Here is a 12,630-nt window from a genome sequence, read left to right as displayed (position 1 = left end):
TTTTCTCGCAATCCCTCTCAAATATCATGGAGGGTTGTGAGAAAAAATGTGGAGCCGATACTAGGCATAAGGTTCAGTATCTTGAAAAAGTAATATGCTTAAAGTTTGTTTTTAACTTAGAATTCCGGCGGTCGAAAAGGTGACTGTTGGGATAATGCACCAGCTGAGAGCTTTTTTAAGACGCTGAAAACAGAGATGGTTTATCATCAAGAATTTAAAAGTAAACAAGAGGCAAAACTGGCGATTTTTGAATTTATAGAAGTATGGCGGCTGGCGCCCGGTATAATAGAAAAAGAAGACATTCATCGCTTGGATATTTGAGCCCTCAGGCCTTTGAAGAAAAACTATTAAACAAGCAAAAAGCAGCTTGATAGCCTGAATTGAAGAAGTGAAATCAAGCCCTTTATCTAGTTGAGGAGCTTATAGCCCTCAATTAGATAAAGGTTCCAAGGGGTCTGGGGAATGGAAGATTCCCCGGAAAGATGTCAAAAAGTAATTGCCTATTAAATTCCTCCAACAAAAGGTTGCAATTCCACAGGAGAATGTGTATCTTAAATTGGAAGTAATTGCTTTTTATATGTAAAGGCACCTCATGCCTCTTGTTTATACCAGGGCGTTTTCGCGCGCTAGCCGTTGGTACTTCTCAGTGACTGCGGCTTTACCAGACTGGAGTTCTTCCAGCAGCGCGGAATCAACGACGGTCGGGCAATGCCGGGCTCCCCACAGAACAAGCTCTATAATAATCGGGATCGTGTCAATACCTTTTTCCGTCAGGCGGTAGGTGAACTTCGATTTCTTATCCGCAGCCACGGCCTTGGTTAAAATGCCTTGCGATTCCAGAACCGCAAGACGATCTGCCAGAATGTTGGTCGCCATTTTTTCCGCTGACTGCAGAAATTGCCCATAAGTAGACTTGCCTGCAAACACCATATCCCGCAGAATGAGCAGGGTCCATTTATCCCCCAGCACATCAAGCGATGTGCTGATAGGGCAGGTAGAACGCTGTTTTAGCTCTTTCATAAAAAAGACTTGTTTTTTTTACTTGCATTTTGCAAGTATATTATTTTATCTTTGCACTTGCAAATCGCAAGTAAATATATGAATTTTATTTTTTTATCATGATCTTAGTAACTGGAGCCACTGGCGGGTTGGGCCGCCAAACCATCGAATCCTTGCTCACTTCTATCCCGGCCGGGGAAATCGCTGCCCTGGTGCGCGACGTCAGCAAAGCCAAGGAACTCGTGAATCGGGGCGTAGACGTCCGGCAAGCCGATTATTTTGACTATCCTGCACTGGTGCAAGCCTTTCGGGGCATTGATAAGGTACTGCTGGTTTCCGCTGTGGCCTTTACCGACCGGGTGCGCCAGCACCGGAATGTCATTGACGCGGCTAAGGAAGCCGGGGTAAAGCACCTTTTCTATACCAGCATCCAGCGCAGTACCAATTTCGTGATGCAGGAAGTCACAGAAAGCGACCTGTCCACAGAAGCCTACCTTAAAGCGTCTGGGCTGATATATACCATTCTTAAAAACGGCTACTACTTTGAAGGCATTGAGTACCTGATTGGCAGCGAGGTGCCTCGTGCGGAGATACTTTTTCCAGCGGGAGAAGGGAAAATCGCTTTTGTCAAACGGACCGAGCTGGCTGCCGCCACAGCTGCCCTGCTCACCAGCGAAGGACATGAAAACCGGGAGTATACGCTGTCCGGAAGTGAAGCCTATTCGTTTCACGACATCGCCCGGGAATTCTCTGCGTTAGCTGGCCGGCCCATCGTTTACAAAGACAGCGAGCTGGCGCCTTACACCGCGCAGAAAGTAGCCGCCGGCTTTCCCGAAGTCGTCGCCAGCTTCCTTGCCCAGTGGGGTGCCGCCACCAAACACGGCATGCTGGTCGGCACACACGACACTGTGGGGCATCTGTTGGGCCGCAAGACAACTTCACTGCGGGAGTATCTGAAAACGACTTATTTTCCGGGTACCTGAATACTTTCGGCTCTGGTGATTACATGCTTCGGTAAACTTTGGGCTTGATTGAAGAGACAAATTGCTTTCATTGCTGCTATGACGGAGCAATAATGGACGGGATGGCAGGCAAATTTTAAATTCCGAAAGATGAGGTCAGTTCCGTTCAATTTATCATCATGTAATCATCAGGCGTGACACCTGTTTTTTGATTGAACATTTGGTTTCCTGGAATGCATTAACGGCAGGTCGGACGCTCACCAGTGGTAACGGCAGGAAGCATGCAAATCGCTTGTTTGAAAAATGCGGGCCTTTTGAGAGAATTTTTGTTTATAACATTTAGTTTGGTCCTTTTAAGTCTGTCTAGTGCTTCCGTTCCGATACGGTTGATTGGCAAATTGTTAAAAGCGTAAGCAGTTTCCAGCAATACTACGAAGTTCAACAGCCAGACAGACAGTTTTGTTACTCATAATCTGCCTGATAGAGCAGGCATTTATAAGCTTGAAATTTCAAGGCAAAAAATTGTAAAAAGTCAGATAAGACAAAATTTCACAGCTGCTTGTGCATGGAGGTAAGTTGTGTCAAAAACGGGAACTGCAACGTTGGTCTGGTTAATCAGCATCCCGATTTCCGTACAGCCAAGGACAATTGCCTGAGCGCCGGAGTCAATCAGCTTTTGAATAATATGGACATATTGATGCATTGAAGTATCATTTACGATGCCTTTACATAACTCGTCATAAATGATATCATGAACGAGCCTGCGATCATCATGGCCTGGGACGATGACTTCAATTTGATAGTGATTTTTAAATCTCTGAATGTAAAAATCCTGCTCCATTGTAAAGCGGGTAGCTAGTAAACCGACTTTTTTCAACCCTCGTTGCTGTATGGCCGCTGCTGTCGGATCAGCAATGTGAATAACTGGTATTTTCAGGGCTTCCGCTAGCTGAGGATAGACCATATGCATGGTGTTGGAGCAAATTAGTACAGCATCAGCGCCTGCACCTTCCAGTATTAAAGCCGCGTCGGAAAGCACGGCTGCGGCTTGTTGCCAGTCACCATGGGTTTGCATCTTGGCAATTTCTTCAAAGTCAAAGGAATAAAGCAGCACCTTTGCCGAATGTAATCCGCCGAGCTGCTGACGAATTATCTCGTTGATTTTTTTATAATAAATAGCCGTTGATTCCCAGCTCATTCCGCCTAATAACCCGATCGTTTTCATCGATTGATTCCAAGTTTAGTAATTAAAATTCATTACGCTAAGTTGCTACTGTTCAACAAATGTCCGTACAGCGTTGACAAACTCAGCGGTTCCAGTAATAAACGGCTCATGCCAGGATTGCTCAAATGTAACCTGGGTTGTCTGCGTGTTTTTCAATAAGTCCTTGCTTTCCAATCCGGTTTCAAAGGACACAATCCCGTCCCTGGCGCCCCGGAAAAGGCCGGCCGGAATTTGCATGTTTTGCAGCAGGTTTCCCTTTTCAAATGTCCTGCTTTCGATGACTCCGTAATAGCCGTATGCCTTCCCGTGTTTTCTGAAATTCATGGCTAAATAATATATTTTACAAACAAAGAATACATGGAAGGATGCGGGAAAATTTCCGGATGCATAGATGAAACTTTGAAATGTGAGTACTTCCTACTGAACGGCCAATCCCGGCGAAACAGTAAGAACCCTGCTTTTCACTTACAAATGCATACTAGAAATCAATTGCCTTAAAAAAATCTTCGAGCTTTTCAGGATCCAGCTTCCCATCTGTACGAACGCTGCTGCAAAGGTCAAGACCAAAGGGCTGAACTACTTGCACGGCTTGTTTTACGTTGTCCTTATTGATTCCGCCAGCCAGAAATAATGGAATCTGGATTGCTTCCCTGATTTGTCTGCTGATCTCCCAGTTATGTGTTCGTCCCGTACCGCCCAGTTCTTTGATCGGCAAATTAGGGTTTCCGCTGTCCAGCAATAGGGCATCAACATACTGTGAAATCTCAATAGCTTCTTTTTTTGAACTTTCATCAGCTACATGAATGACCTGCACCAGTTTCACATTTGGCAATTCCTTGCGAAGTGCTTCATATTCCCGTTTTTCCAGTGCGTCCACAATTTGGATCGTTGTGGTGTTTACCCGTTTGTAATGTGTGATAATGTTCTGCGGCCGGGTTTCGCTGGTTAGCAAGAAAGTGGAGACAGGGGGCGGGACTTTCCTGGCAATTTGTTCGATGAGCGCATCGCTGATGATACCTGGTCCACTTGGCATATGGCCTACCAGGCCCAAGGCTGATGCGCCATGTGCAATAGCAGTCATTGCTTCTTCAATACTACTTATGCAGCAGATTTTTACTCTGGGTTTTATCATCGTGTTTTACTTATTGATAATTTGGTGCGTATGAACAACCGTAGCAAATTCCTTATTTAGTTGTGCCAATGCCGTTTGATGCATCGTTTCGCCATCATAGTACTGGCCGTTAATCCCGCTTTTGCCAAAAGTTGCCGTTGCATCGGCTACAACATATGTCTCGTATCCATAATTACCAGCCATTCGAGTGGTTGTAGACACACAATGATCTGTTGTTAAACCTGCAATGACCAGCGCCCGAATCCCTTTCTCATCCAGTTGTTCTTTCAGATCAGTACCAATGAAGGCGCTGTTGACCGATTTTTGAACAATTATTTCTTCTGATAAAGGTTTGACTATGTCTTTAAAGTCATGTCCGGGGTTGTTCCCATTAAGTTTCGAGTCGGGATTGGCTGAAATATGCTGTACGTGAAATACGGGCAGGTTATTCGCTCTCCAGTAATCCAGCAATTGTTTCGCATTTTCTTCTGCATCCGGGTTGTTTCTGGACCCGCCCCAATATGCTTCATCGTCAAAACCTTTTTGGAAATCAATTAAAATTAAAGCCGGAAACATTTCTTTTCTTAGTTTCATATGTACTGAATTAACATCTGATAAATCAAACTCAAAGCCTTGTTTTTAAAGAATACAGTTGCTTTATTTATTGCTGGCTTTGGTTAGGATCTCTATGAGGGGCTGTTCACCGGTGCTTAAATAAAAGACAATGAATTTCAAGGGTGCACTGGCCGATGCATTATCGAAACGTGCAATTTCTGTTTCAGCAGGTTCGTAAAAAGCATCGCCCTTGTTTAGCGTCTGAGCTGGCTGTCCCTGGATCTGATAAATGAGAGTGCCTTCGGTAATGTAGCCAACAACCGGGCAGGGATGCCGGTGAAGCGGCGCACGCTGGGCTGCACCCATTGTAATTTCCTTTGCCTGGACATTGTCGACCGCACGGCTGTCGAATGTGACTGCCAGAAGGTCCTTGCGTGCAACCGCTTGCTGCGCATTTGCATTCATAGAGATAATGAGGAGAAATAGAATGTGAACCAGTTTTCTTTGCATGGTCATTGTGGGTTGAATATGCTATTGATAATTTAATATGAACTCTACTATGCCGAAGGAAAGCCTATCCTCTGAAATCACGTTACGACAGGCAAAACGCATTGACCTGGAATGCTTGCAGACCATTTACAAGGAAACAATAGATCATACCTGCATCAACGATTACGATCCGGACCAGCGCGATGCATGGAAGCAAGGCACTGAAAACCTGGAACGTTGGACGACCGCGATCTATACGCAATACTTTATCATTGCCGAAGTAAACGGAGAACCAGCCGGCTTTGGGTCACTTATGGACAGCCATTACATTGATTTTATGTACACCGGTAAAAACTATCTCCGTCAAGGCATTGCCCGGACCATCTATAATCGATTAGAGGAAAAGGCCACTGAAATGGGTACAAAGGTCTTAACCGCTGATGTAAGCAAAACCGCAAGGCCGTTCTTTGAAAGACAAGGTTTCGTACTGCTGGCTGAGAACCGGAACTTCATAGATGGACTTTTGATTATAAATTTCCGGATGCACAAAGAACTACCTATTTGTTTCGTACAAAACGAGCATTAAACCGGTATTCCGGGCTGTCGCTGTCACCGTAAAAGCTTGCTGAACAGGTCTTGCATCAGCCCTCTGCTGGATGCTGAACGGTCCGGGGATTGATCTCTGGTTAGTGACAGATGCCAGTTTTCTGGTAGCTTCCTGATTTACTATCTGCTTAACTGTAAGCTTTTACTGCTGATCATATTCCCGTGGCTGTTTTGACATCAGCTTGCGCCGATCTGCATCTGCAAGATTGGACAGCGGCTTATTGACGGGCTTGATGCGGTAGGGGACAAGTTTTGGATAGCCGTATTTATAGCTTACGTTGCGCAACTTTTTACCGGAATATTCGAACACTTCATATTTCCAATAACTGTGCTTTTTAAACTGAACCAAATCTTTCGCAACAATTTCAAATTGATGATCGCCATTGAAATCAGTTTCGGGCTCTACAGAAAAATCAAAAAAGGAAACTTTTGAATAAGAACCATCAGGCTCGCTGAACAGGTACATTTTCCTTTTCACTCGTGATGCTAATGGCGATGCTCCTTTAAAATTGAACAGGATTTTAAAATCCAGCCGGCCATCGTCATTCAGATCCGCAGCGAATGCAGTGTCTGGACAACTTTCAATGCTGATTGTCGGCTCACTGAAATGCTGAACGACACCTGAACCAGCCTTGGACAATACTTTGATTCCTTTCTCTTTGACATCAATGAGAGAAACTTGAAGATCATCCGACGAAAAACGCAAAGTGTCACCGTCCCCAGACACTAGTAGCTTTTTATATCGAATGACATCCTGTTTGGTTGCAGGTTGGTTATGTTGCAAAAACATGCAGAACATCAAACTTATAGCAGTTAATAACAATTAAGTAAAAATTGATGTGGTTATGAAATAATGCTTGGAGGTGCAAAATTGATCATCCAGCTCTGGACTTGGAAGGAGGAAGCTACTGGATTGTATTTTTTTCATGCTCAACATCCGCTTTTTTTGTCTAAAATGTATTGAGAGATGATTCAAATCGTTCCCCGTCGGCTACATTGACCAATACCGTTTCAACAGATTGCAACCTTGTTAAAAGGTGCGACAAATGCCTGGGAGACCAGCATTATCATATTGGACCTGCGGCTGTCCCGGGCCTTGCTGCAAAAGATATCATTGACAGCCAAGTTCCGGTAAGTTGCTTTGATCCAGAAATGAAAAAGAGACTGAACAGCATCGGCTTCACTGGAATCCATGATCTCTCAGACCACCGGCCGCCTGGCAGGGATGGTTTTGACAAGGGGCAGCTGTTTACATGCTCAAAGCAATTTGTAAAGGAGCATCAGTTTGATTGATGAAGGGTAGCTGCCGTTTATTCATCTGCCCGGTTTGGAGGAATAAAAGCATTTCCATGGACGTTGCGATCATACGTTACCAACTTTTGCCATCCGCGCATCAGGAAATTATAATTGAAACCCCACTGCTGAAAATCCTTTCCGGGATTTTATCTCTTTGAGAGGATAGAAAAAAGAAGAGCCGGACAATAGTGTAATACTCTCCAGATCGAGGCCACTGGTTAAGTTTATTAACTTGACATTGAGCTTATTTCCGCAAATAAATTATGCATTGTGGTAAAGTACTTTCTTATATGCATAAAACGATATCATGCAAGCAGGATCTGGTTTTCAATCTTGTCCAGTATCTGATTGTCATAAGCCATATCAAATTTTCTTCCCCACAACTTTTTTGAATTTACAAGGGAATCGAAATCATCGAGACGCATTAGATTAGGATGTGGTTTTCCTCCTTCAAATACGATGTATTTAAGGTTATCATTGACAACATTTTCCTTAAAAGGAGAATTAAGGACAATGGTTTTAAAGAAGGATTCGTCCGGGATCAATGTCAGTTCAAAGTATTCGACGACAATAGGGTTTTGCTTGATAAAATCTAGAATATAGCGTACACAGCTGGTTGTAAGGCACCACCATTGAGAGCCGCCATAGGGAGGATAATCCTTGAAGTAGCTTCTCTCCATTTTATTTTCTCGCTGAAAATTAAAAAACACATTACTCTCATCCATGCCGATCTTATCCACAAACCAATAATATTTGATTCTGTCAAGACCGCCATTAATCCAGTTTTTATACGGAAGCTGCCAATACTGCAAAAATTCTTTTCCGTAGTTTTCATTCAGGAATGCATTAATATGATGGACAGGCTGCAGTGGAAAATCCTGGCCGCTCAGCAATACGCAATAGCCTTCCTGATGGTGTGTACATGCTGCTTTCATAAGATTCAATGTGGCCTGCACCATGCTGAATCCTCCCCAGCTCACAGCAACACGGTTTCTGATCACCTTCACACGCTTATGGGACGCAAAGTTATACTGCTTTATTTCACTCGAATGAACCCTTTTATCAATGTGTATATAGATATAAACATCGTTTCCCAGCAGGTTGCCAATGAGCCTGTCCACCTGGTGCAGTTTATTATGAGCTAGTATCAAATAGGTAATATCCATCGCTTTATGGTCTTATTTACAAGTATCACATTCATTGATGTATGAAAAACCTGCCTGAGAAATGGCAAACCGTTCGGGTATTTCTTCCCAGTCCGGGATGTTGAAGATGGTTTGCTTTTTCATAAAATGGAAGTGGAATGAAATGTATTCCTGATTTTCACGGGCATCCATTAATCTTCCGTTTTCCCAGATGAGTGTTTTGGTAAATGCTTCCAGCTGCCCATCGGAGGTCAACTGATCCTGTTCGATCACATGCGACCGGAAGTAGGCACAGATGTATCCACTCACAGCCAGCCGCTTTACTACATGGGACATGCTTTCAATCTGGGATCTGGTTTCTTGAATCGGGTTCCCGGCAAGTAGCTTCCACCAAAGAAAGTTGCATTCATCAAAGGCGAAAGCTTGTGAGTTTTGAAAAACGCGGAGGTAATGCGGACTTTTTTTAAATAGATAATTGACTTTACGCGTATTGCGGTATAATGTAAAATGCCCGATCAGATACTCCCGCTTTGCCGTAATGACATCATACCGGGAGAGCAGGTCTTCGGTGATAAACTTGCGGATGTCACCGAGCAAAATGTCCACGTCGCAGGTTCCCCAGAAGCGCGATCCTTTCAGATAATCTGCAAATATCAATCCGAAGGCAGGTCTGAAATCACAGATTTTGTAGGGACGGTCCAGTGAAACCCGGAATCGCAACTTTTCTTCCGCCAGTACCTTCAGATCCGCCAGATTCAACCTTATTACTTCGACATTACCGCTGATCCCGACTTGCAGGCAATCGGCAAAAATCAGGAATGATACATCCCGATTAGAATGACAGCTTTTGATGAAAAACGGCATCCAGGGTGGTGCCTGTCCGAAAAATGGAATGATGAATGTAATGTCTGATTTTCTCATCTGACAAGATTTAGCTTTGTTACCACAGCAGCGGTTTCCATCCCTTTTCAACCACAAAGTATTTGATCACCTCCGACCTGGCCTCGGCAAAACCGCCTCTCATCCATGAAGCATGCTCGTCGAGGCTGTAATCCGGGCGGATGTTGCCACTATCAAATTTCGTCTGCTGCCTTGGCACGACTACCGGTATGTTGCCCAGAATACGGCAGCTTGCTGCGAAATGGATATCTTCAGCTGTTTCCAGTGTCAGCGGCCAGATTCCCCAGAAATATCTAAGCCATTCGGTTTTAAAAAAATAGCTGCTACATGGAAAATCAATGACCGTATCTGCATCACAGCGGTTTACCGAATCCCGATGAACGCTGTCTCCGATAAAATAGGAACTGGTGTAGCCTATTCCTTTTACTTTTTCGGGATAAAAGTCGTCTTTGGGAATTATCCTGCCATTACTGGAAACAATGGCGTTATACTTTCTGCATGTACTGATGCATTTCTCTATCCAAATGGCGGAAGGGATAATATCGTCATCCAGTATCCAGGTAAATTCCGAACGTACATGTATTCCAATGCTGAATCTGGAAAAGTATTTCAGGTCTTCATCGGACTGAAAATACTTCACTTGCGGATAGTCTTTTAAAATGTGCTTAATCGACAAATGTTGCATGCACTGAATAACCCAGATGTGCGCCGGAGGTGTGGATTGGGATAACAATGCTTCTATCTGCTCTCTCAGATGGTTCCTTTTCCAAACCGTCAGAATGACCGTAACATTTGCTTGATTTTCCATCCGTTACCGTCCTCCCATGCGGTTTTTCTCAGCCTCATTGCCCAGGCTGCGGTATTTGGCGCCCTTTACGGTTTTCTTTCCAAAATTATATGAGAAAGACACCCTTACCCTTTGCGCATCGGAGTAAAAACGGCTCCTGATGTCCACTGGCCCGTAACCCACATGGATGCGATTCACTTGTGTACGGAAAATATCTTCAAAAGCGACGCGTATATTGCCATATCTGGACAAATCTTTATTAATGCTCAGTGAAGCCCAGTACAGCGACTTTGTTTTCCAGATCGTGTAACGGTTGGGAGAACTATAATTCAAATACAGCTCCGCCTTGTAGCCTTTTGCCAGAGTGAATATGTTGGTACTATTCAAAACAACGCCATAACCGTTCAGCTTAACTCCGGGCACGTCTGCAACACGTGACCTGGTGCGCGTTCCTGAAAGGGTGAAGGTACTGCTCGATTTCCACCATTTACTGATATCCTGTCCCCAGCTCATGCCCGCATAAGCATCATTGACGCTGTTCAGGTTACCCATGGTCTGGATGTAAACTTTGGTATCCTCATTTGCGAAAAGCACATCTGAGATCAGATCTTTGGTATGTGTATAATTGGCAAAAAGAGTCATGCTTCCAAATGTATAATACACATCAGCCGTATTGGCAAAGGAAGGTTTCAGTAATGGGTTGCCTTCCACAATCGAATACGGATCGACGATTGTTCTGAAGGGCACGAGGCTGTACAGGCTTGGGCGGGATATTTTGCGGCTGTAAGAAAGGCTGAAACTGGATCTGTTTTTAAAGCCTTTGCTCAAACCCATGCTGGGGAACAATCCGGTATATTTTCTGCTCAAACTGGCGCTGGTCAGTTCCTGACTTGTATGCTCCAGTCGTAATCCCGCCTGCAGCGACCAGCCATTTTTGAACGCATTGCTGTAACTCGCATAGCCGGCATAAGTGTGCTCCCGGTAAACCCCCGCATTGCTGAATGCAGTGTCCAGTTCATACAAACCTTCATTATAATTTTCCTGGCGCAGCTCGTTGTCATTTCCAATCGAGATATATTTCACGCCTGTGCCCCACTTTCCTGTTTTGGATGGAATACTCAGGTCGGTTTGGGCTATAAAGCTTTGCTGATCATTCGGATTGGTGATACGTAGTCTTGAAGGCACTCCTGTGGGCATTCCTTCCGGACTTTGCCGCTGGTAGGAAAGGTTCTGGACCGAAGATTTATTGAAAAAACTTTGCGTTACATTAACGGAGAGCTCTTTACCTGCACTATCCAGTTTTCCGGTATAGTAAAAGTTGGCATCATAAGTCTGGCCATCTTCTTTACTTCTGTTAGTGACCTGCAATAAGGAATCCAAAACCGATGATTGTCCCCTGAAACTGGTTTTTGTTCTGTTTTCCCCATTTTTACCGAACCACGAGCCATTTAGGCGTAATCCCATGGAATGTCTTGCATTCGGAGTAAAGTCAATCCCGTTAAAGGATGAAATCCCTTTGTTACGTTCCAGATTGTTGACATTGTTGGCCAGGGAACTGCCCGGGAACTGTCTTTCAAGGAACTGCTCACTGTAGTTGTCGCTGACCATACCGCTGGCACTGGTAAAGACGTTCCATTTTTTTGCCCTGAAGTTAAGGGATCCGTCAGGGGTAAACCTTCCATACTCGCCATGGGAGTAATTCAGGGCAACCCTGCCATTGAAGCCGACTTCCAGGCTTTTTTTCGTTATAATATCAATTACTGCGCCGAAGCTCGCATCATACCGGGCAGGAGGATTGGTGAGCACTTCGATTTTAAGAATATCTTCGGCGGAGAAGTTTTGCAGGAAACTCGCCAGAGCACCCTGTCCCGTCTGACGCCCGTCGACCAGTATCAGCACATTGCCTTTGTTGGCTACTTTAATGCCGTCATTGGAGACACGTACCAGTGGGGCATATTTGAGCAGATCATTTACCTTGTTACCCTTGGCAATCACACTTTTATCGACATTCAGTATCATTCGGTCGTCCTTTTGTTCCACAAGGCTCCGTTCTCCTTTTACCGTAACTTCGGCAAGGTTCTGGGTGCTTTCCTCTAACGTGATATTACCTACGTCGACCATTGCTGAAGAGTCACTTAACGTGATCAGTGATGACCATTTTTTTTGGAAGCCCACATACTGCACATTAATCAGGTAGCTGCCCCGGACAAGGTTATCGATCTCGAATGCACCGGATTCGTCGGAAACCGCCCCTTTGATAACACTTGAATCTTTTGATGCGACCAATGCGATCGTGGCATAGGCCGCTCCCTGGTCCGCTTTCTCGTAAATTCTTCCTTTGACCCGAAACTGGGACATAGCCGATGTAGCGACACACATCAGAATGAATAATAAGGTTGAGTTCTTTTTCATGCCAACAGAATTTTTGTGATACTATTTTCCACTGATCCGTGAGCACAAAAGAATCTCTGTACGGGCAGACGATAAACATTCTTATACCAATCACAGGAAAAACCCGACAGAAGAAAATTCCAAGTTTCGTCGATAAGGAAAAC

At 44.5% G+C, this 12,630-nt stretch carries 14 protein-coding genes and 1 pseudogene; 4 read left to right on the top strand and 11 right to left on the bottom strand.

The features are described 5' to 3' along the window. Positions 1 to 123 precede the first annotated feature (123 nt). Positions 124 to 371 (top strand): annotated as a pseudogene (locus FEM33_RS15220) (transposase); the annotation flags it as partial. 232 nt (positions 372 to 603) lie between these two features. Here the strand turns inward: FEM33_RS15220 and FEM33_RS15215 are convergent. Next, complete coding sequence (locus tag FEM33_RS15215; RefSeq protein WP_139012882.1) at positions 604 to 1,020, bottom strand: winged helix-turn-helix transcriptional regulator; 417 nt, start codon at positions 1,018 to 1,020, stop codon at positions 604 to 606. A 98-nt stretch (positions 1,021 to 1,118) separates the two neighbouring features. Here FEM33_RS15215 and FEM33_RS15210 point away from each other — a divergent pair, with 98 nt between their 5' ends. Further along, positions 1,119 to 1,982, top strand: coding sequence for an SDR family oxidoreductase (locus FEM33_RS15210; protein ID WP_139012881.1), 864 nt, complete (start codon positions 1,119 to 1,121; stop codon positions 1,980 to 1,982). Positions 1,983 to 2,493: 511 nt separating this feature from the next. Here FEM33_RS15210 and FEM33_RS15205 read toward each other — a convergent pair. The 5 genes from FEM33_RS15205 to FEM33_RS15185 form a co-directional block, all read right to left on the bottom strand. Beyond that, positions 2,494 to 3,186 (bottom strand): aspartate/glutamate racemase family protein, encoded by a 693-nt coding sequence (locus tag FEM33_RS15205; protein ID WP_139012880.1) that lies wholly within the window; start codon positions 3,184 to 3,186, stop codon positions 2,494 to 2,496. 45 nt (positions 3,187 to 3,231) lie between these two features. Then, a complete protein-coding gene (locus tag FEM33_RS15200) occupies positions 3,232 to 3,510 on the bottom strand; it encodes an alpha/beta fold hydrolase (RefSeq protein WP_139012879.1) in 279 nt (92 codons plus the stop codon). 154 nt (positions 3,511 to 3,664) lie between these two features. After that, positions 3,665 to 4,318, bottom strand: a complete 654-nt coding sequence (locus FEM33_RS15195) for a phosphoribosylanthranilate isomerase (RefSeq protein WP_139012878.1) — start codon at positions 4,316 to 4,318, stop codon at positions 3,665 to 3,667. 6 nt (positions 4,319 to 4,324) lie between these two features. After that, on the bottom strand, positions 4,325 to 4,891 hold the full coding sequence (locus FEM33_RS15190; protein ID WP_139012877.1) for a cysteine hydrolase family protein: 567 nt from the start codon (positions 4,889 to 4,891) through the stop codon (positions 4,325 to 4,327). A gap of 63 nt (positions 4,892 to 4,954) precedes the next feature. Continuing rightward, a complete protein-coding gene (locus tag FEM33_RS15185) occupies positions 4,955 to 5,362 on the bottom strand; it encodes a cupin domain-containing protein (protein WP_161597145.1) in 408 nt (135 codons plus the stop codon). Positions 5,363 to 5,399: 37 nt separating this feature from the next. Between FEM33_RS15185 and FEM33_RS15180 the strand changes: the two genes are divergently transcribed. Then, positions 5,400 to 5,927, top strand: a complete 528-nt coding sequence (locus FEM33_RS15180; RefSeq protein WP_139012875.1) for a GNAT family N-acetyltransferase — start codon at positions 5,400 to 5,402, stop codon at positions 5,925 to 5,927. 162 nt (positions 5,928 to 6,089) lie between these two features. On the opposite strand, the gene FEM33_RS15175 is transcribed toward FEM33_RS15180, so the two are convergent. Continuing rightward, complete coding sequence (locus FEM33_RS15175; protein ID WP_139012874.1) at positions 6,090 to 6,749, bottom strand: hypothetical protein; 660 nt, start codon at positions 6,747 to 6,749, stop codon at positions 6,090 to 6,092. Between the two features lie 158 nt (positions 6,750 to 6,907). On the opposite strand from FEM33_RS15175, the gene FEM33_RS27055 reads away from it, so the two are divergent. Beyond that, positions 6,908 to 7,240, top strand: coding sequence for a GrpB family protein (locus tag FEM33_RS27055; protein ID WP_139012873.1), 333 nt, complete (start codon positions 6,908 to 6,910; stop codon positions 7,238 to 7,240). Between the two features lie 308 nt (positions 7,241 to 7,548). Here the strand turns inward: FEM33_RS27055 and FEM33_RS15165 are convergent, their stop codons facing one another. From FEM33_RS15165 to FEM33_RS15150, 4 genes are read right to left on the bottom strand one after another with little or no spacing between them, the layout of a single operon-like run. Further along, on the bottom strand, positions 7,549 to 8,409 hold the full coding sequence (locus FEM33_RS15165; protein WP_139012872.1) for a beta-1,6-N-acetylglucosaminyltransferase: 861 nt from the start codon (positions 8,407 to 8,409) through the stop codon (positions 7,549 to 7,551). 12 nt (positions 8,410 to 8,421) lie between these two features. Further along, entirely contained in the window at positions 8,422 to 9,309 is an 888-nt protein-coding gene (locus FEM33_RS15160; RefSeq protein ID WP_139012871.1) for a DUF6625 family protein, read from the bottom strand. Positions 9,310 to 9,328: 19 nt separating this feature from the next. After that, positions 9,329 to 10,096 carry a glycosyltransferase family 2 protein gene (locus FEM33_RS15155; RefSeq protein WP_139012870.1) on the bottom strand — a complete coding sequence of 256 codons (768 nt, stop codon included), beginning with the start codon at positions 10,094 to 10,096 and terminating at the stop codon, positions 9,329 to 9,331. A 3-nt stretch (positions 10,097 to 10,099) separates the two neighbouring features. Further along, a complete protein-coding gene (locus tag FEM33_RS15150) occupies positions 10,100 to 12,487 on the bottom strand; it encodes a TonB-dependent receptor (protein ID WP_139012869.1) in 2,388 nt (795 codons plus the stop codon). Between the last annotated feature and the right edge of the window lie 143 nt (positions 12,488 to 12,630).

It is taken from the genome of Dyadobacter flavalbus, from assembly GCF_006149045.1.
GTDB classification, from domain to species: Bacteria; Bacteroidota; Bacteroidia; order Cytophagales; family Spirosomataceae; genus Dyadobacter; species Dyadobacter flavalbus.
The sequence above is the reverse complement of the archived record's forward strand: the minus strand, read 5'-3'. Positions and strand labels throughout refer to the sequence as shown.